Source organism: Bacillus sp. BC05(2025), from assembly GCF_056725905.1.
The window spans coordinates 217,692-240,495 of sequence record NZ_JBWYRA010000005.1 but is presented as its reverse complement, the minus strand read 5'-3'; the positions used below and the strand labels follow the sequence as shown (position 1 = coordinate 240,495).

At 35.1% G+C, this 22,804-nt stretch carries 19 protein-coding genes; 5 read left to right on the top strand and 14 right to left on the bottom strand.

All coding sequences use genetic code 11. The annotated features are described in order from the left end of the window. Nucleotides 1-187 precede the first annotated feature (187 nt). The gene (locus ACZ76X_RS18685; RefSeq protein WP_479851326.1) at nt 188-919 is read right to left on the bottom strand and encodes a M15 family metallopeptidase; all 732 of its coding nucleotides are present in this window, start codon (nt 917-919) and stop codon (nt 188-190) included. Between the two features lie 258 nt (nt 920-1,177). Here ACZ76X_RS18685 and ACZ76X_RS18680 point away from each other — a divergent pair, with 258 nt between their 5' ends. Then, entirely contained in the window at nt 1,178-1,432 is a 255-nt protein-coding gene (locus ACZ76X_RS18680; RefSeq protein WP_479851325.1) for a SunI/YnzG family protein, read from the top strand. Nucleotides 1,433-1,757: 325 nt separating this feature from the next. Then, nucleotides 1,758-2,393: an MBL fold metallo-hydrolase gene (locus ACZ76X_RS18675; protein WP_479851324.1), complete on the top strand. Its 636-nt coding sequence runs from the start codon at nt 1,758-1,760 to the stop codon at nt 2,391-2,393. 778 nt (nt 2,394-3,171) lie between these two features. Here the strand turns inward: ACZ76X_RS18675 and tnpB are convergent. After that, the gene (tnpB, locus tag ACZ76X_RS18670; protein WP_479851323.1) at nt 3,172-4,293 is read right to left on the bottom strand and encodes an IS200/IS605 family element RNA-guided endonuclease TnpB; all 1,122 of its coding nucleotides are present in this window, start codon (nt 4,291-4,293) and stop codon (nt 3,172-3,174) included. A 582-nt stretch (nt 4,294-4,875) separates the two neighbouring features. Here tnpB and ACZ76X_RS18665 point away from each other — a divergent pair. Both ACZ76X_RS18665 and ACZ76X_RS18660 read left to right on the top strand, forming a co-directional pair. Beyond that, nucleotides 4,876-5,976, top strand: coding sequence for a response regulator aspartate phosphatase (locus tag ACZ76X_RS18665; protein WP_479851322.1), 1,101 nt, complete (start codon nt 4,876-4,878; stop codon nt 5,974-5,976). Continuing rightward, nucleotides 5,976-6,134 carry a Phr family secreted Rap phosphatase inhibitor gene (locus tag ACZ76X_RS18660; protein ID WP_048524871.1) on the top strand — a complete coding sequence of 53 codons (159 nt, stop codon included), beginning with the start codon at nt 5,976-5,978 and terminating at the stop codon, nt 6,132-6,134. The genes ACZ76X_RS18665 and ACZ76X_RS18660 overlap by 1 nt, the downstream gene beginning before the upstream one ends. Nucleotides 6,135-6,404: 270 nt before the next feature. Here ACZ76X_RS18660 and ACZ76X_RS18655 read toward each other — a convergent pair whose 3' ends face one another. From ACZ76X_RS18655 to iolG, 9 genes are all read right to left on the bottom strand, one after another. Beyond that, nucleotides 6,405-8,357, bottom strand: a complete 1,953-nt coding sequence (locus ACZ76X_RS18655) for a bifunctional metallophosphatase/5'-nucleotidase (RefSeq protein ID WP_479851321.1) — start codon at nt 8,355-8,357, stop codon at nt 6,405-6,407. A gap of 239 nt (nt 8,358-8,596) precedes the next feature. Then, complete coding sequence (locus ACZ76X_RS18650) at nt 8,597-9,481, bottom strand: Rpn family recombination-promoting nuclease/putative transposase (protein WP_479851320.1); 885 nt, start codon at nt 9,479-9,481, stop codon at nt 8,597-8,599. Between the two features lie 174 nt (nt 9,482-9,655). Continuing rightward, the gene (locus ACZ76X_RS18645; protein WP_479851319.1) at nt 9,656-10,447 is read right to left on the bottom strand and encodes a 5-deoxy-glucuronate isomerase; all 792 of its coding nucleotides are present in this window, start codon (nt 10,445-10,447) and stop codon (nt 9,656-9,658) included. 105 nt (nt 10,448-10,552) lie between these two features. Next, entirely contained in the window at nt 10,553-11,398 is an 846-nt protein-coding gene (locus ACZ76X_RS18640; protein ID WP_479851318.1) for a class II fructose-bisphosphate aldolase, read from the bottom strand. 128 nt (nt 11,399-11,526) lie between these two features. Continuing rightward, a complete protein-coding gene (gene iolE / locus ACZ76X_RS18635; protein WP_479851317.1) occupies nt 11,527-12,423 on the bottom strand; it encodes a myo-inosose-2 dehydratase in 897 nt (298 codons plus the stop codon). A gap of 122 nt (nt 12,424-12,545) precedes the next feature. Beyond that, entirely contained in the window at nt 12,546-14,480 is a 1,935-nt protein-coding gene (iolD, locus tag ACZ76X_RS18630) for a 3D-(3,5/4)-trihydroxycyclohexane-1,2-dione acylhydrolase (decyclizing) (RefSeq protein WP_479851316.1), read from the bottom strand. A 154-nt stretch (nt 14,481-14,634) separates the two neighbouring features. Next, on the bottom strand, nt 14,635-16,098 hold the full coding sequence (locus ACZ76X_RS18625; RefSeq protein ID WP_479851315.1) for a CoA-acylating methylmalonate-semialdehyde dehydrogenase: 1,464 nt from the start codon (nt 16,096-16,098) through the stop codon (nt 14,635-14,637). A gap of 78 nt (nt 16,099-16,176) precedes the next feature. Beyond that, a complete protein-coding gene (gene iolC, locus ACZ76X_RS18620; RefSeq protein ID WP_479851314.1) occupies nt 16,177-17,175 on the bottom strand; it encodes a 5-dehydro-2-deoxygluconokinase in 999 nt (332 codons plus the stop codon). 103 nt (nt 17,176-17,278) lie between these two features. Continuing rightward, on the bottom strand, nt 17,279-18,304 hold the full coding sequence (gene iolG / locus ACZ76X_RS18615) for an inositol 2-dehydrogenase (RefSeq protein WP_479851313.1): 1,026 nt from the start codon (nt 18,302-18,304) through the stop codon (nt 17,279-17,281). A 491-nt stretch (nt 18,305-18,795) separates the two neighbouring features. Between iolG and ACZ76X_RS18610 the strand changes: the two genes are divergently transcribed. Then, nucleotides 18,796-20,076, top strand: a complete 1,281-nt coding sequence (locus ACZ76X_RS18610) for an MFS transporter (protein WP_098646213.1) — start codon at nt 18,796-18,798, stop codon at nt 20,074-20,076. Between the two features lie 87 nt (nt 20,077-20,163). Here ACZ76X_RS18610 and ACZ76X_RS18605 read toward each other — a convergent pair whose 3' ends face one another. From ACZ76X_RS18605 to ACZ76X_RS18595, 3 genes are all read right to left on the bottom strand, one after another. Beyond that, the gene (locus ACZ76X_RS18605) at nt 20,164-21,165 is read right to left on the bottom strand and encodes a LacI family DNA-binding transcriptional regulator (protein WP_098198388.1); all 1,002 of its coding nucleotides are present in this window, start codon (nt 21,163-21,165) and stop codon (nt 20,164-20,166) included. A 556-nt stretch (nt 21,166-21,721) separates the two neighbouring features. After that, nucleotides 21,722-22,345: a hypothetical protein gene (locus ACZ76X_RS18600; RefSeq protein ID WP_479851312.1), complete on the bottom strand. Its 624-nt coding sequence runs from the start codon at nt 22,343-22,345 to the stop codon at nt 21,722-21,724. Nucleotides 22,346-22,504: 159 nt separating this feature from the next. Beyond that, nucleotides 22,505-22,642 (bottom strand): hypothetical protein, encoded by a 138-nt coding sequence (locus ACZ76X_RS18595; RefSeq protein ID WP_479851311.1) that lies wholly within the window; start codon nt 22,640-22,642, stop codon nt 22,505-22,507. Between the last annotated feature and the right edge of the window lie 162 nt (nt 22,643-22,804).

Below are 22,804 nucleotides of genomic sequence, written 5' to 3'. Positions count from 1 at the left end.
TCTTTTAGTAAAAAAACGAATACGTAATATTTATATTCTTTTTCGTTACTCTCTGATTCCAATTATATATTAGCCTAATATTTATCATTCGGCGCCTAACGTAAGATTCTACTACTCACATTACTGTAAATATATGAATCGCTCCCCTTTCATCTTTAAAATAGTAGTATCGTTTACAGTTCTATTTTTACAGATTCATATATTCTTCTAAAGTCAGCTTTTTCTTATATATACTTTCAGCAATATCCCCTACATAGCGAATATGCCACGGTTCATAAGCATATCCAGTAATACTCTCTTTACATTTTGGATAACGGATGATAAATCCTGCACGATGCGCATTTTTTTTTAGCCATTTTCCTTCTTTCGTATTCGCAAAGGTTAACTCTAGCTCATTATTTGCACTTTTAGAAGAAACATCCATCGTTAATCCTGTTTGATGTTCACTATGTCCTGGCTTTGCCGAGAAGCGATCCGTATGCTCTTGTCCTTTTCTTTTCACGTTGTTTGCATACAAGTTTTTTTGATAATTATATGAGCGAAACCCTGAAACAGCATTCAACTGGATTCCTTCTTTCTTTGCTAAATCAAATAACCTTTCTAGTGCTTCTGCTGCCTCTTTACGAAGGTAACTCTTTTCTAGCGTTCCACTGAATGAGAATGGTACATTTGGTACAACTAAATCCTCCGGTTTATAGTCTTCGGGCAATCCGTATTTCTTATTAACTACAGACTGTATACTAGCAAAAGAACTTGCTATGTTATTTGAAGTACCATTTTTCTCTCTATTTATGGAGTTTTCATGAGTTTCATAGTTTGTTTTTTTTGGTTCTTTACCAATAGATTGATTGGTATAAACGATAAAGATACCAAGTATCACAATCATACAAGTAAAAATCCCTACTAATTTAATTCTCATTATTCATTTCCTTCCTGCCACTCTTAATATTTCTCGTTTATAATACTACAACCATATCAAATTCATATTAATTTAAAGTGAACTTTTGTTCTTAACATATTTCTTAACAGAAAGACAGTATATCCTCCTTTTCGTTCGATACGCTAAAGATACTAACACGCAGAAACCAATTCTATTCCTACATATGGAAAAATAATCTAAAAATTTGTATAATAAGATTAGAAGTGTAGCATTCTATTATAGAAAGGTCTTGGTATAATGCTAGGTATTGATGTAAAAAAAACAAAAGAAGAGTTAATAATTTCATGGCAATTGGCAGAGGTCACCATTCCATTACGTGATGTAATTGAGGTTACTGAAGATGCTACCTATGCGGGTGTTGAAGAGACTAGTGCAATCCGTATTGGCACTGCATATGGAACAACGGATCGTATTTTAATCAAAACGGTAAAACAAAATTATGTACTATTTACGACAAATAAAGTTTCAATTTTAAATGCAATAAACGCTTAAAAATGAACATATTAACGGGATCAAACAAAATCCAAATAAAAAATCCTGATTCTGTGTAGGATCCCACTTGTAAATGTATAACAGATTTTTTTGTCTTATACAATGATTTGGAAAGTTAATAGATTCAAATCTACTTCGTCCTGATGGGTCCTTAAACTATCTAAAAGTAGTATCTATCTTTTTTTCCTTCCCCTTCATCCTTTACAAGAATATTGTATCAAAGGTTACTTGTAGTTTAAGCTAGAATAATGCTATTTCTAATTGGAATGCTCTTATTGTATTGTATAAGTATTTCAGTAACATTAACGCAAAGGAAGTGTACAGCATGGAATGGATACGAATCCCTGTAGGACCAATCAAAGCAAATGCATATATTTTGTCTAATGCCGACAAAACTTGCGTCATCTTTGATCCTGGTGGTGAACCGGACAAAATTAATCAATACATACAAACAAATGATTTAATTCCCAAAGCTATTCTTTTAACTCATGCTCATTTTGATCATATTGGGGCAGTAGATGAAGTAAGAACAAAGTGGGATATCCCCGTGTATCTTCATCAGGCAGAACGGGATTGGCTTTCAGACGCAGAATTAAATCGTTCCGCTCTACCTGGTAGAAAGAAAACAACGGCAGATCCTGCAAATTATCTGATTGAAACGGAAGAGGAAATTCATATTGGTTCCTTTTCGTTGAAAGTATTGTTTACCCCTGGGCATTCACCTGGGAGCGTATCTTACTATATCAAAAATGAAAATATTCTTATCTCAGGAGATGTACTTTTTAAAGGCGGTATTGGCAGAACGGATATAAGCGGAGCAAATCACAATCTATTAATGAAAACAATCCAACAAAAACTATTTAGTCTCCCTGAAAAAACTCTGGTTTTAAGTGGGCATGGTGATGTCACAGATATTCAGAATGAACGAAAACAAAACCCATTTCTAAGAAATTTGAGATAGTATTTATTTTATTATCGAGACCGAAATTTGTAATTTAAATGGATAATTCCAATATCCATTTAAACCCAAAACCTAATACCAATTTAAACCAAGTAGACTTACTTTCAGTTGATTATGATAGATATTTGCAGTAAAGAGAAAAGCTATATTGTACAAGTTAATTTGAAGCACAGTTCAATTCTAATCATGCTACAAATGTTGCTTTTTCAATATAAGAAACTCATTCATTTTGAAAAGAATTGAACAACATGGAAATACTGCTTCTTCGGCCTTATGCAAGTCACTATGTAATCTCGAGTGTTCTATTCTTTAATGGTTTTTAAACCCTGTCTTGTTTTATATAAAGACTGTCTGTACAAAACAACAACCAAAAGGAACAAGGGTAGAAAAAAAGAACTAATATATTTTTTAGTTCTTTTTTACGATTCTATAATCACGTATTTCATTTTTTCATATGTATTAATCATTCGTATATGGACACTATGTAATCCTTTTCCCACTAATTCTATTATTGTAATTCACTTTTTAAATTTTGAATTCAACTTCATCTTTTTTTATAAATCTCCATTCAAATACAGTTTGTACATCATTATCATTCTACCTTCATCATAATCAAATACACTATATTAGTAATTTCTGCTGTTACTATAGTTAAATATAAAAAGACTGCCTAGTACACTTAATGAAAGCACAAAATATAACATTGAACTACCCCCACTTTCACTTCGTTTAGAGGTGAGGGATTCCTAAGTAAAGAGTTCTATCGAACTCTAATTGATTAGGCTAACCCCGCAGTCCTTGCGGTTAGAAGCCTTATTGCTTCATTCTTTATATTGATACTTGCGTTAATATCTCTATCATGGTGTGTACGACAAGAAGGACAGTCCCATTCACGTAGGTTTAGATTTTTAACGCCTTTGTTTTGATATCCACAACAAGAACATAGTTGGCTGGAAGCAAATGTTTTCGATACGACAATGACTTGTTTGCCATACCATTTTGCTTTATATTCCAACATAGTTCGAAATTGTGACCATGATACCTCACTAATTGCTTTTGCTAACTTATGATTCTTTAACATATTCGATACTTGCAAATCCTCTATACCGATCACATCGTGGTTTTTGATGATTTCGGTTGAGATTTTGTCCAAGTAATCTTTTCTAGCATTGGATATGTATTCATGAATTCTAGCTACCTTGACTCGTTGTTTATTCCACCGAGAAGATCCTTTCATTCTTCTAGAAAGAATACGCTGTGCTTTCGCCAACTTATCTTCTAATAATCGGAAAAACTTCGGATTTTTATAGGGTGTTCCATCCGACAAAATAGCGAAATCTTTTAGTCCTACATCTATTCCAATGTAAGAATGTGTTTTCGGAAGTTCTTGTACTTCTGTTTCAACTAATAGTGACACAAAATATCTGCCAGAAGGGTTTCGTCTAACAGTGGCATTTACAATACGTCCCTCTACTTCACGACTTTTGGCAAATCGAACAAGGCCTAGTTTCGGCAACTTTATTTTGTTCCCTACAACGGCAATATTTTCATTTGTTTGTTTTGTGGTATAAGATTGTACGTTGTTCTTCTTAGATTTAAAGCGCGGGGCGCTGTTTTGTTTTTTGAAAAAGCGCGTATACGCATCCGCAAGGTTGTGAACAGACGACTGAATCGCAATACTATCCACTTCTTTGAGCCAAACAAAATCTTTCTTCATAGCAGGGAGTTTGGCAGAGCATGTACCATAGGTCAAGCCTTTTCCTGTCTCTTTGTATGTGTGATCCCATAAGGATAGAAAATGATTGAATACAAAGCGGGAACAACCAATCGTTTTGTTTATTAGAATTGCTTGTGCTTGATTTGGATAGATACGAAACTTATAGGCTTTATTGACCATCATTTCATTCACCTCCATTTCGGTATATAACTATCATAAACCAAACATACATTCGATAAATAGTAAAGTAACACCTTCTGTATGTCGAACAAGGGATGGCTTCCTGCCATCCCTTGTTCGAAGCCAATTCATCTCCCACCTACTCACTTGGCTGTGACCCTTCACGCTCCTTGAGGAAGGAGTCTTCTTGGCTAAAATGATAAATTTCCCTAACCAAAACTAAGAAAGTATTAAATCATATTTGATTAAGTAGCAGTTTCGTTTGATACATCTGTATACTCTCATTATGATAATTACTTAGCGGAAGTATAAACCTACATTTTATGAAAAGTTACGCTTCCTATGATACTTATCAAAAACCTACGCTCCCCCTAATAAGAAGTATTTAATAGAAAACTGTAAAAAAATCAAAAAATACATTAACGAAACTTGTACTACCTTACCTATACTTTTCAAATTTAAAAACATGGACAGCTCTTTAATTCAGAATATTCTGTATATTTATGAAAAAAATCATGATTAAATTTAATTTATCGAATTCCTGTTATTATCAGAATAAGCCTTTATAGATAAATGGGGGATATTATGACTGTTCAAGAAAAAAGTAATAAACAATTGATGGAATTATTACATGAATGGTATGAAGAAATTCGTTTATATCATGTAGTAGAAGCAAAACAAACATATCTAAAAGTAAAAGAAAGTTTAAAAGGAATAGAAACAGACCAATATGTATCATTCTATTATTCCCTACTGAATTTTAGATATAAAGTTTTGGTAGATGGAATCAGTATTACAAAGGATTCTTTTAATCAAATAGAAAAACTACCTCATATTAAAGATGAATTTTCATTTTTAGCTTACTATTATTATTTCTTTAAGGCAATCCACTCTACAATTATAGCAAATTATACTGAGGCAAAAACACACTATGAAAAGGCGGAAGGACTTTTAAAAGATATACCTGACGAAATAGAAAAAGCTGAGTTTGAGTATAGATTTTCAACATACTGTTATCAATCTTATCAACCATTTGAAGCGATTCAACATGCAGTTAAAGCCAAAGAAATATATTTGAATCATGTAGGCTATAAAATTAATATTGCTTTATGCGACAATGTATATGGACTGGCTTGTATAGATCTAAGAGAATTTGAAAGAGCGGAAGAATGTCTCAATATGGTTATTGATATTTTTAAGAAGTATGATGAAGAACAATTATTATTACGAGTACGATCCAATTTAGGCTGGTTATATAATATTCAAGATTTATATCCATTGGCGATTAGACAGAGTTCTGAAATTATAAATACCATACCGAACCATTTTAAAGCATTATTTGTCTTAGCAAGAGCATATTATAAGTTAGAAGGCGTTGAAACAGCAAGATCATATATCGAGCAAGGAATGAAATATTCAAATGAGTCAGGAAATGAAGAATATATACACCGTTTCGCAGTTTTAAATGAACTAATCACAGAACTGCCTAGAATTAAACTAGAAAAAGTAGTTACTGATGCCATTTCTTATTTTGAAAAAGAGGAAATGTGGGATTGTGTAAAAGAATATGCAGAGATTTTAGCACTGCAATTTTACGAAACAAATAATCATGTTAAAGCGAGTAAGTATTTCTATATTAGTAATAATGCTGATAAGAAACATTTAAGAAAAGGAGCGTTAAAGTAATGAAAAAAATAAAAAAATTGTTATTCAGTACGATAATAGTAAGTACATTAGCATGTAGCATGATTAGTTTAAATGTATCACAACACTCTTCATTTAATGGTGGAGATACGCCAGCACCAACAAAACTGAGTGTCTCTGGTGGAGTATCTATTAATTAACGTAATCCAGTTTTCTTACTTAAAAAATCAGAAAATTCATACTACGAATACAAATAAAGTTGAATATAGTGGATAAAATATTGAACCACCAGTCCGAAACAGATTTGTTTCGGACTATTCACGTTACTATAATTGTGCGTAGGATAATAGACTAAAATTAAACAAGATTTTCTTTACGTAAAAAAGAGCATCACCATGTATAGGAGTGCTCTTTTTTACGTATATATTTAAACTTCTAGTTATAACTTTTTTGCACTAGAGTCATGTTTCTTATATTTTTTTTACAATTCTACTAAGTTTTTTGTAAAATTCACCTTTCGTTTTTATATGCTTAAACTGATTTGGATTAATATTTGCTTTTTGTGAGAGTGCTACAATCTCTTCTTTTGTAATTGAATCTTTAGTATTTATAGAGGCTATATTTGTATATTTTCCATCTTCAGTTTTTGGAATTTCTAAAACCCCTTTATTTACAAGATCCACTACAGCCTTATGCTCTGAAGAATGTGTATTCACGCCAGTAATTTTCCAATTATGCATAACTTTTGGTGTGTATACACCATTCTTTACCTCTTTTAAATATGTAATAGCAAGGTTACGAATGGTTCCACCAGTTTCCCCGAATGCATTCTCTTGTTTAGATGACCAAATTTGTTCAAACTTACGCCCCTCTAAAGCTCCACCTTTTGCCTGAAGAGCCTCCATTCTATATGCATTCATTCCCAGCGTCATAACATCGTTCGTTTTGATTGGTTTATTTGTACGAATAGAACGTAAATTTGTAATTCTACTTCCATATGGTTTTGTTAAGTCGATTTCGTATTTTACACCTCCAAAGAAATCATTCGTACTGTATTTAGAAGCACGACGGGTTTTATCAAAGCTAACTGTTACATCTCCGGCACGAGATGAGTTAAAGTACCCTGCCGCCCATTCCATATAGTCTTTTAAGTCTTTCCCAGTTACCTTATATACCGTAATTTCACCCAAAGCATATTGATAATTATATGCAATATCTTTTTTCTTAATAGGACCTACATCCAAACGGGCATTATCGTTATCAATTTGATGGGCGACTACATCTGCTTTGCTGTAGTAGAGCATGACCTCATGAAAGAAATCTGATAAAGGTGTCTCTTGAATCTGCACACTTGGAATACCCTTTATTTCATTTTCAGGAACAAGGTTTCTGCCCTTTAATTGAGCGACTACAACATTTGCATCACCCCTCGCATACTCGTGAAAAGGTGTCAGTGTGTCTTCAAGTGTAGGATCAGATACTACTGTTGTTCCATCAGTATTTTTTACAGGTATAGCGGTAGCAGTTTTATCTTTTAGAACCAGCTTTCCATCTTGCTTTGTAAAAGTAAGGTCAATACATGAGATATGTGTTCCATATTTATCTGGTTCTGTAATAATGACACCATTTACAACTTCTTTTTTAACAAGCTTATGCATATGAGCTGCAAAAATAACGCTTAGTTCCGGACAAGCATTCGCAATATCTTGAACCCCAGTACCAGGGATTCCATTCTCATTTTCTAGTCCCATATGCATAACCCCTACCATTACATCTACTTTACCCTCTAATTCTTTAATTGCCTTTTTTGTCTCTTCTACTGGATTTTTCACTACCAATCCATCCAAATGATCTGTCCCTTTTTCAAAATCACTAATCATCGGTGTATTCATACCAATAATCCCGACTTTAATTCCACCTTTTTCAACAATTGTATACGCAGGAAGAAAACGCTCTCCATTTTCCTTATAAATATTTCCTGCCAATGTCTTGCCCTTATATTGCTCACTAACTTTTTTCAATGTATCTAATCCAAAGTTAAATTCATGATTTCCAAATGCCCAAGCATCATATCCCATTGCATTCATCGCTACCATCATTGGCGATTGTGGCTGATCATTGAATAACTCTACTGAATTTCCTTGAATTGTATCCCCAGCATCTACTAATATGGTATTTGGATTTTCTTGACGTACCTTCTTTATAACCGTATAAAGCTGCGTTAAACTTCCACTCGTATTTGCACCATCAAGCGCATAATCCCAAGGCATAAATCTACCATGAATATCTGCAGTACCTAACAGTGTAATATTAACATCAGATTCCTCAGCTTTCGAGATAGATGGTTTGACTGTTACTGCTGTTCCAAGAAGTATAAGAATAACAAAATAACATAAATAGTTCTTCCATTTCATTTTTTGCATAATAACAATATTTCTCCCCTTTTGTACTGTCATATAGTTGCTTGAACCTTAAAAATGTAACTTATTATTCGGAAAACTTCAACTACAAAAAGTAATTTTGCGGGTGATTCTGCATGAAAAACAAAAAATGATATAGAAAAAGCACTGCCGAATTGTTCAGCAATACTTTTCTATTAAACGTACTATAACAATGAGTGTCTATTTTCTTTTATTCATGAGTACTATAGGTTCATATATGTTCACTTTAATTTCAAGATACGTTCTATTTCCTCTACACTCAACTTACTTGCTTTTGCAATAGTTTCAAGCGGTACACCAATTTCATGCATTCCTCGAATCATTTGCATCTTACCTTGTTCAATGCCTTTTTCCATGCCCTCTTGTTCTGCATGTGCTAGCTTAGCTTGTTCATCTAAAAGCAATTTCTCGCGAGCTTCATATGCTGTTCGGAAAGAAGAATCATGGCTCATATTTTCCCATTTATTTATTGCCTTTTGTAAAATTGGATCTTGATTCATCGCAATCTCCTCCAATGTTTGAGTTAAGTGTTCATCTTCATGTGCCGGTAATAATAACATCCAACGAACAAATGTATTTTCCCAAGGGTTTACTTTTTCTTCACGCCATTGTTTTACCAATTTTGGTATCTCTACAAAATGGATTTCAATGTCGTCACTTAATAGTTTTTGCATTTTTGTATTCCATAATTGTCCAATGGTATGAAATTCCTCATCCTGGGAAAATAAAATAAAGTCTAGTAAGTTAATGGTAATTGTTTTCCGAAGGGAACGATATGGCATCCCTTCTTGCATTTGGGATGTATAAAGTTTACTCCAATAATATAAAGATCGCTTCACCATATCATGTGTATTTCGAAGCTGAATTTCGATATTTACCTGCGTCCCATTATCTAAAGTTGCTAATAGGTCTAAAATTGATAATTTATCATCTTCATAAGATTTATGGAGATGTGGATCATCTAGTTGTAGCGATGTAATAGGTGCATCTAAAGACTCCTCTAAAATTGCATTTAAAAAACCCGTTAAAATTTCTTCATTTCCTTTCGTCCCAAATAACTGTTTAAAAGCAAAATCAATTCGTAAATTTACTAATTTAGTGGACATGGATTTCCTCTCCCTGTCTATATCATCTCTTATTCTCATTGTACATAATAAAAGGTAGAACATGCAAACAGACCCTTATATTATCTCACATAAGAGCCTGCTTAAATTTTAAAAATTGTTTCATAGTAAAAAATTGTAAGTAACATCATTTTTATCCCGAACCTTTATTTTCGTCTATTCCTTTTCTGGCCAAATTTTCGCGTTTGGTTCTAATAACCACTTGTGTTCTTCCTCCATGATACGATCATTCCATGGGTTATTCTCAAGATGTCGAATCATCCAACAAAAATACATGGCATATCCAGGCGCCGTTGCTTGTGGATGGTCTAACTCACCTGGAATTGTAATAAAGCTATTATGTACAACGCGATATGCATCCTCACCAACCATTGCACATCCAAATCCCTGTGGCTTGTTAAAGCGATAATAATATACCTCTGGCTGGTCATGGTGATGTGATGGATAACTGGACCATCGCCCTGGATAAGAAATAACTTCTCCTACTACCATATTAGAATATGCTGCATTGTTATAGTCAAAAATCGTACGAATAACACGCTGTGCTGTTCCCTCCCATACGCCATCTCCAGCTACAACACTTTGACATTCATTTGGAGTATATAACTTGGATGCAAATTCTTGATCATTATCTGTTTTTTGAACAAGCACTTCACTATCTGAAAGAGCAGTAATGGTAACCTTCACATTTTTAGATACATGTAAACACCAAGGGTTTTCTTCAAACACAGACTGTCTTTGAATAACTTGTTCCTTTCCTTCCCACTCTAAACGTATTGTCCCTTCTAGTAAAAGTACTGCCGTTTCATTTTTATTATCAAATAGCAATTCTTCTTTTCCATTAGACATCTTATATATGCCTATATCCATTAACATATCACTGCATTGACCATTCATTTCTGTTAATACATTATATCCTTCATTTAATTCACCTAATTTTCCTAACATGGCTTTCTCCTCCTTTTATAAAATAGCTACTCAATCATTCTCTACTTTTGTCAGTTCACTACATTCCGAATTTCTTCTAACTATCAATAAAGAAAGCTTTTCTGATTATGCTCTGTTTTCACTTCCGAATATTTGCATATGACTTTTAACGTTTTCGTATGCAGCCCTAATAACATCCTGGTGGTACGTAAAGTAATCTGAATACGGAGTATTTAGGGCGGCAGTGTTAACCGCAGTAATTACATTCTGAAATGTAGCTGTTGCTACATTAATTTTTCGAACACCATGTTGAATACATTGCTTGAAATCCTCTGGACTAATGCCAGAGCCGCCATGTAAAACGAGTGGGATATGGACTACCTCATTAATCTCTTGTAGGCGGTCTAATCGTAAATTAGGATCTCCATTGTACATACCATGCGCATTTCCAATTGCAACAGCTAACGCATCTACGTCTGTCTCTTCAGCAAATCGTTTTGCTTCTATAGTGCTTGTCAGCAACATTTCAATATCTTCTGATCCATCCTCACTACCACCAACTCTACCAATCTCAGCTTCTACCGTCGCTCCATACTGTTTCACAAGTTCTACAATTTCTTTTGTCTTTTGGATATTCTCTTCTAACGGATAGTGAGAGCCATCAAACATAACCGAACTAAAACCAATTTCTAACGTCTCTTGAATCTTTTCAAATGTCATACCGTGATCAAAGTGAACTGCTACTGGAACAGTTGCTTTTTTCGCTGCAGCTACCATCAAAGGACCAATCATATGAATTGGCGAATGATTCAAACGAACTTCCGCAATTTGTAGAATAAGCGGTGAACTTAACTCTTCAGCTGCTTTAATAGCTCCCATTACCATTTCCATATTCGCGACACTGAAAGCCCCAACCCCATAATTCTCTTGATTTGCTTTCATTAAAATATCTTTCATTTGAACTAATGGCATTACATACTCCCCTATTTCAATATTATTTATTACATGTAAAACCAACCTTCACGTCTTTTTACACCTTTTGTAAGAAGACATGTTGATTACCCTACCATTTACTTAGGGATAATCTTAAAATGCTTAAATTACAGACCGGCTTTTTCTCGTATAAATTTCCGGGCTTTTAATGCGTATTCAAAAGGATTCGCTAAAGCTGGGTCTTGCTCTGCTTCTACCACAAACCACCCTTGATAATCAGAGTTTGCAAGGATAGTAAACACTTCATCAAATACAATTACGCCATCCCCAGGAACTGTAAATGCCCCATTCTTCACTGCCTGTAAGAAGCTTAATTCGTTTTCCTTTACAGCATCTACTACTTCTTGACGAATATCTTTTAAATGTACGTGTTTAATACGAGGTAAATATTTCTTCAAAATATAAAGTGGCTCTTCTCCTGAAAAAACAAGATGACCTGTATCAAAAAGCAGAGATACAAGTGCTGAATCAGTCATGTCCATTAACTTTTCAATTTCTGCCGTTGTTTGAACACCCGTACCCATATGGTGATGGTATACAATATGCAGCCCCTTTTCCTGAGCTAATTTACCGAGGTGATGTAATCCATCCACAAGCTTATTCCACTCTTCTTCTGTAAAAACAGGCTTATTTTTAAATAGTGGTACATCCATTAAACCTTGAATACTATGCCCTTGCTCTGAAACAACGATGACTTTTGCACCCATGTCATGTAAGAAATCCCTATGCTTAATAAATTCTTCTACTGTCTCTTCAAGCGGCTTCGTTGTTAAAAACGTACTAAACCATGCACTAGCAATCTCCAAGTTTCGTAATTCCAAAGATTTTTTTAATAAAACAGTATTTCTCGGATATTTATTCCCTACTTCACTTCCATTAAATCCAGCTAGTGCCATCTCACTAATACATTGTTCAAACGTATTTTCTGCCCCTAGCTCCGGCATATCATCATTTGTCCAAGCAATTGGTGCAATTCCAAGCTTAATTGTATTTTCTTTAAACATCCCCTTGTCTCTCCTCTTTTTAAAATGTGATAGAATTTCGCCAACTTCTGATATCTATTCTTTAAAAAGAGAGCTTCTTAAACCATATGCATGTAGATAAAAAGCTCTCTTTGTGCCCTAATCTAATAAGACCTTGCCTGTTGCAAGTTATTTACTTTACTCTCGTACGCAGCTTGTACACTTTGACTTTTAGATACTTCTGCAATACCTACATGCCACCATGACTCGTATCCATTTGTCATTGTTTTTGGCAGTACTTTAATATCAATTAATGTAGAAACTGTTTGTTTTTTCGCATCTATAAGCGCTTCCTGTAATTGTTCTAGTGATGTAACATGATATGTTTTCACACCATATCCAGCTGCGCTAGCTGCAAAATCAATTTTCATAATTGCCCCGTCTAATTTACGAGTTTCCTGGTTTCGATAGCGAAACTCTGTTCCAAAGCTCCCCATTCCATTACCCATTTGTAAGTTATTAATGCAACCAAATCCGGAGTTATCAAACAATAAGATATTAATTTTTTTGTTTTCTTGAAGACTTGTGACAAGCTCAGAATGAAGCATCTGGTAACTACCATCCCCTACCATTGCATATACTTCCTTCGATGGTTCAGCTAGCTTTGCACCTAGTGCGCCCGCAACCTCATACCCCATGCAAGAGTATCCATACTCCATGTGATATGTATTTGGTTTTCTTGATGTCCACATTCTTTGTAAATCACCTGGAAGACTTCCTGCCGCTCCAACGATAATTGCATCTTCATCGAGTAATGTATTGATTTGTCCAATGACTGCGGTCTGTGTTAAATGTGTACCAAGTGCATCCACATATTCATTTAAATTCCCATCGAAATGACCTTCGACTTCTGGTGTGAACTCTTGATCTGTAAAGCGAATATTATGTAGACGTGCTAATTCTGTTTCCCAAGCCTCTTTTGCATCACCAATTTCTACTGTATAACTAGATCGATAATCAATTACTTGCAGTTCATCTATTAGAGCAAGAAGCGCTTCTTTCGCATCTGCTATAATCTTTAATGCATCCAGCTTATTCGCATGGAATTCTGAAATATTGATGTTTAAAAACTCAACTTCCTCATTTTTAAATAATTGTTTCGATGCCGTTGTAAAATCCGTAAATCTCGTCCCGATTCCAATAACAAGATCCGCTTCCTTTGCAATTGTATTAGCTGCTATATTTCCAGTTACCCCGATGCCACCAAGATTATATGGATGACTACTTTCAATCGCACTTTTTCCAGCTTGTGTTTCTCCAAATGGAATGTGGAATGTTTCAGCAAACTGTTTTAGCTCTTCTGCCGCTTCTGCGTATCTTACACCACCACCACAAATCATAACTGGCTTTTTCTTTCTCTTAATCATTTCCACTGCATCCGCTAAGCTGGCTTTTGTAGGTAGACGACGTTCAATACGGTGAACACGCTTTTGGAAGAAGTAACTTGGAAAATCCCATGCTTCCCCTTGGACATCTTGTGGTAAACAAATCGTTACAGCCCCTGTATCTGCTGGATTCGTTAAAACACGCATCGCTTGAATCATAGCTGTCATCAATTGTTCAGGACGATTTATCCTGTCCCAGTACTTACTTACTGCACGGAAAGCATCATTTGTAGAAATAGATAAGTCATGTGTTTGTTCAATTTGTTGAAGAACAGGATCAGGTTGTCTCGTTGCAAATACATCTCCTGGAAGTAGTAACACGGGAATATTATTTGCAGAAGCTGTTGCTGCAGAGGTAATCATATTTGCTGATCCAGGACCAACAGAAGAAGTACATGCCATAATTTGTTTTCTATGTTTTTGTTTTGCAAAAGCCATCGCAGCACTTGCCATTCCTTGTTCATTTCTCCCTTGATATACTTCTAATTCCCCTGCATCTTCTTCTAAAGCTTGACCTAGGCCTACTACATTCCCATGACCAAAAATCGTAAAGATTCCCTTAATAAACTTTTGTTGCTTTCCATCAAACTCTACGTATTGCTGATTCAAAAATTTCACCAATGCTTGCGCCGTCGTCATTCTAACAGTTTGCATATGATTTGCTCCTTTCCATCTCTAACAGTCGTTCTGCATATGAAAAAGGAGTATTAGGAATTTGATAGACTCCTAATACTTCCTTCTTATGTTTTACTACCTTCGTTACTTTCGCTTCCAAGCACCTAGAGAGATTCTACTTCTCTCTTCATGATTACTTTTCCCAACGAGATGTAAGCATTTTCTTTCTAGTATAAAACTCAACGCCGTCAGTACCGTTCGCATGAAGATCACCATAGAAAGAGTCTTTCCAGCCAGAGAACGGGAAGAATGCCATTGGCGCCGGAACCCCAACATTCACACCTAACATGCCGGATTCAATTGTTTCACGGAATTGACGTACACTTGCCCCGCTATCTGTATAAATGCAAGCTCCATTTGCAAAGCGAGACTCATTTGCAATTTCAATCGCTTCATCTAATGATTTCACACGAACAATCGATAAAACAGGAGCAAAAATCTCATCTTGCCAGATTTTCATCTCTTTTGTAACATGGTCAAAAATTGTTGGACCAACGAAGTAACCGGCTCCTTTTACAGCTGTATCTTCGCGTCCATCACGAACTAATGTAGCGCCCTGTTCTACACCTGAATCGATATAACCAATTGTGCGCTCTTTATGGTTATCACGAATAACTGGTCCTAAAAATACATCTTCATCAAGACCATTGCCGATGACGATTTTATTTGCTTCTTCTACGAGTCTTTCAACTAATTGATCTGCAATTTCTTCTTCTACTGTTACAACAGAAGCAGCCATACAACGCTCACCTGCTGAACCGAATGCGGCACTAATAATTTGCTTTGTTGCTAGTTCAAGATTTGCATCATTTAATACAATGGAATGGTTTTTCGCACCTGCTAATGCTTGAACACGTTTTAAGCTTTCTGTTCCTTTTTTGTATACATATTCTGCGACAGGCTGAGAACCTACAAATGAAATTGCCTTCACTAATTTATGTTCAAGAAGACCGTTTACTACATCGTGAGCACCATTTACGATATTTAATACACCTTTTGGTATGCCTGCTTCTGCAGCTAATTCTGCTAACTTTGCTGCTAGAAGTGGTGTACGCTCTGAAGGTTTTAATACAAATGTATTACCACAAGCAATTGCAAGTGGGAACATCCAGCATGGAACCATCATTGGGAAGTTAAAAGGTGTAATTCCGCCTATAACACCAATTGGGTAACGATACATACCAGACTCAATACCTGTTGCAATATCAGGTAATTGTTTTCCCATCATTAATGTAGGGGCACCCGCAGCAAACTCCACGCACTCAATACCACGAAGAACTTCACCGTAAGCCTCGTTATAGCTTTTTCCGTTTTCAATCGTAATAAGTTTCGCTAACTCTTCCCAGTTATCTACTAGTAATTGTTGATATTTAAATAGAATACGAGCGCGTTTTGGCACAGCAGTTTTAGACCAAGATTTGAACGCTTCATTTGCTGCTAATACAGCTTGTTCAACATCTACTTTTGTTGAAAGTGGTACTTGAGCGATTACTTCTCCTGTTGCAGGATTATATACAGCTTCCATCTTAGTTGAAATAGATTCTACCCATTCGCCGCCAATGTAGTTTTTTACAATTTGTGCTGTTTGTACTGTCATATTCATTCTCTCCCTTTTATGTAATGTAGAAGCGTCCAATAGGATACGCCCTTACTTGATTATTGATTCATGACGTTTTTATACCAATTCCTCAGCCGTTTCCATGAATGCAGAAATCTCTGCCCTTGTTGGCATTGCATCAGAACAGCTATGTTTAGAAATAACGATCGAAGCAGAAGCGCCTCCTAATCGCATCGCTTGAGGAATCTCAAGCCCTTGCATTAATCCATAAATAAACGCGGATGCATACGAGTCGCCAGCGCCAAACGTCTTTAACACCTTTGTTTTAAAGATACCGCCTCGGTGAGATTGACCGTCTCTCGTATATGCGATTGAACCATCCCCGCCATGTTTAATTACAACGATTTTCGCATGATGAGAAAACCATCTTTCAGCCGTAACTTGGTCATTAGACTGTTCATAGTTTAATAGTTTTTCCATCATATCGAATTCTTCACGCGTTCCAATAATGACATCAGATTTTTCAGCCGCTAGATTGTAATACACAGCCGTTTCAGCTTCTGACTGCCATGTATAAGGGCGGTAATCCACATCAAAAAATACAACGACATCATGCTTACGTGCATATTCTAGCGCTAAAAATACCGCCTCGCGAGAAGGACTTTTCGCTAAAGCTGTTCCTGAAATTAAGAGTGCTTTTGATTGTTTAATATAGTCCTCAGATACCTCTGTTGGATCTAGGTTTAAGTCTGCGACATTGTCGCGGTACATTAAAATACTGCAATCTTCAGGGCTTTTAATTTCTGTAAATGCTAAACCTGTTACTGCACCAGTACGATCGATACATATCTGATCTGTATTAATATTGTTATCCTTTAGGTACCCCGTAATAAAGCGGCCCAATTGGTCATCGGACACTTTACCGATAAATCCTGTTTGTAAGCCAAGACGTGCCGCACCAATCGCAATGTTGGCAGGAGAACCTCCCACATACTTAGTAAACGTTCTTGTTTCTTCCATAGGACGTTGTGTTTCATTAGCATTTAAATCAACGCATAAACGTCCAACTGCAATTAGGTCTAATGGACGATTTTCTTTAAAAATAAGTGGATTCATTGTTACTACCTCCCATGCTTTATGAAAGAGTGAATGATATGGTTCATATTTTTATAAACCTACTATTCATGACTCTTTATCTATCTATAAGTAAGCGCGCTCTTTATTGATTTAATGCAGGCTGTTTATGTTCAATTTGTACGGGTTTTCCTGTTAGTAAGGATTCCTTCGCAGCTTTCGCAATTCGCTCCGCTTGTAACCCATCATTACCACTGCAAATAACAGCTTGTCCTTCTATAATTGACTTTGTAAATTGTGTTACTTCCTCAATGTAAGCTTGCGTGTAGCGCTCTAAGAAGAAATAAAGCGGCTTATCTTTTACAATACCTTCTGTTTTTGACACTTGAACTGTTGTCGGGCAGCAATTATCCGCAACAACCGCACCTTTTTCACCAAACACTTCAACCCGCTGGTCATATCCATAAACAGCTTGTCGGCTATTATCAATTACCCCTAAAGCTCCATTTGCAAATTTTAATGTGACAATTGCTGTATCCACATCATTTACTTCCTGAATGGATGGATCAATTAATGTTGTTCCATATGCAAATACTTCAACGACTTCACTATTCATCACATAGCGAGCCATATCAAAATCATGAATCATCATATCCATAAACAATCCGCCTGAAGAGCGAACGTATTCTATACTTGGCGGTTGTGGATCGCGTGACGTAATTTTTAAGATATGCGGCTGCCCCACTTCACCTTGTTGAATTAGAACATAAACTTTCCTGAAGTTCGGATCAAAACGACGATTAAATCCTACTTGAAGAGATACTCCCTGTTCTTTTACCACTTCTAATGCTTCTAATGTTTCTTCTACTGAGAAACTAACAGGTTTTTCACAGAAAATATGTTTTTTCGCAAGAGCTGCTTCTTTAATAATTTGCGCATGTGTATTTGTTGGTGAACAAATAAAGACAGCATCAATTTCTGGGTCAGTTAATAAATCCTGATAGTTTGTAGTCAGAGTGGAAATTCCTTTATCTTGAGCCCACTTTTCTAGATGACCAATTACTACATCTGAAACCGCTTTAATTTTTACTTGTGGCATAAGCTGCAAATTATCAACATGTAGTTTCCCAATTCGCCCAGCACCAATAATCCCAATCTTTAAAACGTTCATATGATTTCTCCCTCTATATTAAAATTTAAGAAACGAAATGAAAGTCTATAGGGTTTAGCGTATCGATTTAGTTAAGCGCTTTCCCTATTTTTCTTCATTATACACACTTGATTCTAAATTGAAAACATTTTTATTTTTTTGAATACTTCTCTTTTTATTCGAATTTTACATTCCCTCAATATACGTATTACATAAAAATAAAAATTAATAATTAGAAATAAACACTCTAAAAAGCTACAAATATACTCTTTTAAAATACTGATATAACAAAGAAAACCAAGCCTTTAAATAGTAATCCCACATCTATAAGGTATTTCTTTCTTTTCATACTCACCATTATTTTATTCTCCAATAAGTAAATAGAGTGTTCTATAAAAGAAAGTTGTAAATTGTCAAAAAATTTAATTGACGACCCCATAATGTAAGCGTATACTTTTTTTATCAAAAAAAATTAAGCGCTTAACCAAAAATAACTTATCGGTGGTGGGAGAATGAACGCTATTAGTTCAAACAAAACATTTATGGACAGGATTGGGATCCCTTCTAATTTAACTTGGGGATACATAGGAATTATTGTTTTTATGATTGGGGACGGGTTAGAACAGGGATGGTTATCCCCTTATCTCGTTGAAAAAGGACTAACACTAGAACACGCTGCTTTCCTGTTTACTATTTACGGTATTACTGTATCTGCTTCTTCTTGGTTTTCAGGGGTATTTGTACAAATGTGGGGACCAAGAAAAGTCATGACGTTTGGTTTAGTATCATTCATTTTAGGTTCAATCGGGTTCATCGGTATAGGAATTCAACATATGAATTATCCCGTAATATTAATTTGCTATGCCCTACGCGGGTTTGGTTATCCCTTATTTGCTTATTCTTTCCTAGTTTGGGTATCTTACAGTACGCCTCAACAAATGCTTTCAAGAGCAGTTGGCTGGTTCTGGTTCGTATTCCAGCTGGGGCTTAGTGTGATAGGAGCCTTTTATTCTAGTTATATGGTTCCGAAAATCGGAGAAATTGCTACATTATGGAGCGCTTTAATTTTTGTTGTCGTCGGGGGATTATTCTCAATTGTTGTAAATAAGGACAGATTTAAAGCACAAACCGTAAGCGCTAACAAATCAAGCGAATTACTAAAAGGCATTACCATCGCATTTGAAAACCCTAAAGTTGGTATAGGCGGAATTGTAAAAATTATAAACTCGGCCGCTCAGTTTGGATTTGTTGTTTTCCTACCTACCTATATGATGAAATATAATTTTACGATGACTGAATGGCTTCAAATTTGGGGTACTCTATTCTTTGTAAATATGGTGTTTAATATTATTTTTGGTATTGTTGGAGACAAGTTTGGTTGGGTAAATACAATTAAATGGTTCGGAGGAGTCGGTTGCGGAATTGTAACTCTTGCACTCTATTATGTACCACAAATGGTAGGACATAATTATTGGGCTATATTATTTGTTGCCTGTTGCTATGGAGCAACACTTGCCGGTTATGTACCTCTTACCGCATTAGTCCCATCTTTATCTCCTGAAAATAAAGGAGCTGCAATGTCTGTCTTAAATTTAGGTTCAGGATTATCAGCATTTGTTGGACCATTAGTAGTAACTGCCTTCATCGGTCCATTAGGTGTTGGCGGCGTGATGTGGATCTTTGCTGGTTTGTATTTCTTTGGTGCATTTTTAACTCATTTCCTTACTATTCCAAAAGAAAATGAGATGGAGCAAGATTTAAATACGAAAAGCGGTGAGCAATTCTCTGTATAGTCCTAAATATAAAAGAAGGTCATCCTAACTATACTTAGTTACGATGACCTTCTTTTGTTACATTCAAATAGGCTTATAAAAAATCTATCATGTAATATCCTTTACTGAGGATCGCTCTACTAACTGAGGAATAATTGTAATTTTTTGCTTAGCATGCTCCTTCATTTCCATCGTTTTTAGCAGTTGTTCAAACGTACACGCTGCCATTTGTTTAATTGGCTGCTCAATTGTTGTTAACCCTGGATCTGCAATCTCAGCATAGATTGTATTATCAAATCCGATAATTGATAGGTCTTCCGGAATTGAAAGTCCTTGTTTTCTTGCTTCATTCATAAGGCATATAGCAATCAAATCTGTACAAGCAAAAACCGCTGTAGGCCTGTTAGGCAAATGAAGTAATTCCTTACTTGCACGTTTACTATCTTCTACTGTCGAATAGCAACTAATGATAGCCTCATCATCTAACGAAATCCCCGAATCCGTAAGAGCTTGTTTGAAACCATTCAATCTCCCTAAGCTACTTTTTCTATCCTTCTCCATCATAATTGTTAAAGATGTATGGCCTTTTTGCGTTAGATAGCTTCCAGCTAGATAGCCTCCCCTCATATCGTCAGTTGTCACAACATGAGTCGTGATGGAAGGATGATCTACAGTAAATAGTACTAGTGGCAAATCTCGATTCACGATTTTTTTTACAAGTTTATAATCATTTAGCTCCGTTGCAATAATAATGCCATCTACTTGCTTTTTAAATAGTAAATCAATGTATTCGTGCTCACGTTTTGTTTGATGATCTGTACTACATAAAATGAGTGTATACCCTGACCCTTGTGCACTATTTTCAAAAGCTCTTGCTACTTCTGCAAAAAAAGGATTTGAGATATCTGGGACAAGTACCCCAATCGTATATGTTTTTTTACCTGTTAACGCTGCTGCTACACTACTTGGCTGGTAATCTAATTCATCCATTACCTGATTTACTTTGTTTATTGTTTTTTCACTAATACGCCCAGTTTGATTAATTACCTTGGATACAGTTGCTATTGATACACCTGCTTTTTCCGCAACATCATAAATTGTTGGTTTCACTTTAATTATCCCTTCTTAATCATCTTTTTCTATATTTTATCATAAATATATTTTGCTTCTTGGTACACAAAAGGAATTCTTTTAGAATTTGTAAGTACTTCTATCCCCAAATGTAGTTCCTCCCATTTATATAACAACTTATTCCAGGTGGATATTCCAATTTAATAACATGCCCCTGTATTAGAGTAGAGCTTTTCACGTGAAGAAAGCTTCTATAAGAAACAAAAAAGGACCGTATTCTGGTCCTTTTTCAATTAAAATGTTATCAATAAAAAAACTATTATCCTACCCTTTTCGCTTTGTCTCTACCTGCCTTACAAAGCTAATGAGTATGGAGCTTTTCTTCTTCCACCATATTCCTTACTTCCGAACATGCTCGTTTCCTTCAGTGTTCATTAGATTTGCTAACAAATCATATACCCATTCTCCTGACTGCTAATACACATATCCTTCATACCAATATCTACTGAGGAGTCATATTAATATCTAAAGAAATTCGGTCGATATATACGGCCCTCCATCTTATACAATTACACAGCCACCTACACTCTTTATTTTATATTAAACTTATATTGTTTAATAAGTGGTTATCTATCTCGTCATACTGTTGAGGTGTAACAATTCCAACTAAGCACTCTGGTGGTCTTCTATACTTTATATTCGCTCTTTGTTTAACAATACTGGTAGTAAAGAAGCCATAAATAGCAGCTATTATAGCTTCATGATATCTAATTATCGGCAATCTTACACCCATTTTTCCATTCCTACGAGGATAATTTATTTCCTCTTGTCCTATTAACCAATAGATTATCTCTACAAATTGACTGCCATTATAATTTATATCATCTATATGTATGTTAAAGTTAGGAACCACTCTTGCATTCAAACCATTATATAAAATATCTATTAGCAAATTACTTAGTTCTATAGCTTTATTCAATCTCATATTTAGTGGAAATGATAGAATATACCTCTCTATATAATCAATTATATCTCCATGTGACAAATTTTTTCCATTTAAGCTAAATCTATAATCGCCAATAACTTTATACGTGGGATATTCTAAAATGAGATTATTCACATTACAGGGTGGTTTAAAGACTAAAGAATAATCATTCACACGACCATTGATATTGGCATAATTATGTTGCATTGTGTTGATTACTAAAGTATAAGGCATAATTATCCCTCCTATATATTTAAAAAATAAATATAAATTTATATATAACATTATAATTATATATCGTTATATATACAACAAGCATTTCTTCTTGTTAAAACATTTAAACTTTATGTACCCTTTGTTTTACTCAAAATCACTGCCAAATTTTAAAGTTAATTAAGATAAATGTACCAATAATACAAACAAAAAGAGAACAGATGTATCATCTACATTTGTTTTTAATATAGATTCTAATAGAATAGTAATTTCTTCATTCGGTATAAGTTGAACTGTAAGAATTTGACCTTCTCTCATAATCCCAGCATTCCAGTATCCTGCTGAAAAATTATCCGATACATCAACAATATCAAGAGTTAACTCAAGCTCTTTAGCTGGTTATTTCGGTAAAGGTTCTGGAATAACGAAGAAGCCTTTAAGGAGTCTGCAACAGCAGACTCCTTTCCTTGCTTATACCTT

Bases quoted from the DNA above. Each gene is read 5' to 3' on its own strand.
- ACZ76X_RS18600 (WP_479851312.1), bottom strand. From the start codon at position 22,345: ATGCCTTATACTTTAGTAATCAACACAATGCAACATAATTATGCCAAT.
- ACZ76X_RS18625 (WP_479851315.1), bottom strand. From the start codon at position 16,098: ATGACAGTACAAACAGCACAAATTGTAAAAAACTACATTGGCGGCGAA.
- ACZ76X_RS18655 (WP_479851321.1), bottom strand. From the start codon at position 8,357: ATGCAAAAAATGAAATGGAAGAACTATTTATGTTATTTTGTTATTCTT.
- tnpB (WP_479851323.1), bottom strand. From the start codon at position 4,293: ATGATGGTCAATAAAGCCTATAAGTTTCGTATCTATCCAAATCAAGCA.
- ACZ76X_RS18680 (WP_479851325.1), top strand. From the start codon at position 1,178: ATGCTAGGTATTGATGTAAAAAAAACAAAAGAAGAGTTAATAATTTCA.
- ACZ76X_RS18610 (WP_098646213.1), top strand. From the start codon at position 18,796: ATGAACGCTATTAGTTCAAACAAAACATTTATGGACAGGATTGGGATC.
- ACZ76X_RS18675 (WP_479851324.1), top strand. From the start codon at position 1,758: ATGGAATGGATACGAATCCCTGTAGGACCAATCAAAGCAAATGCATAT.
- ACZ76X_RS18650 (WP_479851320.1), bottom strand. From the start codon at position 9,481: ATGTCCACTAAATTAGTAAATTTACGAATTGATTTTGCTTTTAAACAG.
- ACZ76X_RS18665 (WP_479851322.1), top strand. From the start codon at position 4,876: ATGACTGTTCAAGAAAAAAGTAATAAACAATTGATGGAATTATTACAT.
- ACZ76X_RS18660 (WP_048524871.1), top strand. From the start codon at position 5,976: ATGAAAAAAATAAAAAAATTGTTATTCAGTACGATAATAGTAAGTACA.
- iolG (WP_479851313.1), bottom strand. From the start codon at position 18,304: ATGAACGTTTTAAAGATTGGGATTATTGGTGCTGGGCGAATTGGGAAA.
- iolC (WP_479851314.1), bottom strand. From the start codon at position 17,175: ATGAATCCACTTATTTTTAAAGAAAATCGTCCATTAGACCTAATTGCA.
- ACZ76X_RS18645 (WP_479851319.1), bottom strand. From the start codon at position 10,447: ATGTTAGGAAAATTAGGTGAATTAAATGAAGGATATAATGTATTAACA.
- ACZ76X_RS18595 (WP_479851311.1), bottom strand. From the start codon at position 22,642: ATGAGAGAAGGTCAAATTCTTACAGTTCAACTTATACCGAATGAAGAA.
- ACZ76X_RS18640 (WP_479851318.1), bottom strand. From the start codon at position 11,398: ATGCCATTAGTTCAAATGAAAGATATTTTAATGAAAGCAAATCAAGAG.
- iolE (WP_479851317.1), bottom strand. From the start codon at position 12,423: ATGTTTAAAGAAAATACAATTAAGCTTGGAATTGCACCAATTGCTTGG.
- iolD (WP_479851316.1), bottom strand. From the start codon at position 14,480: ATGCAAACTGTTAGAATGACGACGGCGCAAGCATTGGTGAAATTTTTG.
- ACZ76X_RS18685 (WP_479851326.1), bottom strand. From the start codon at position 919: ATGAGAATTAAATTAGTAGGGATTTTTACTTGTATGATTGTGATACTT.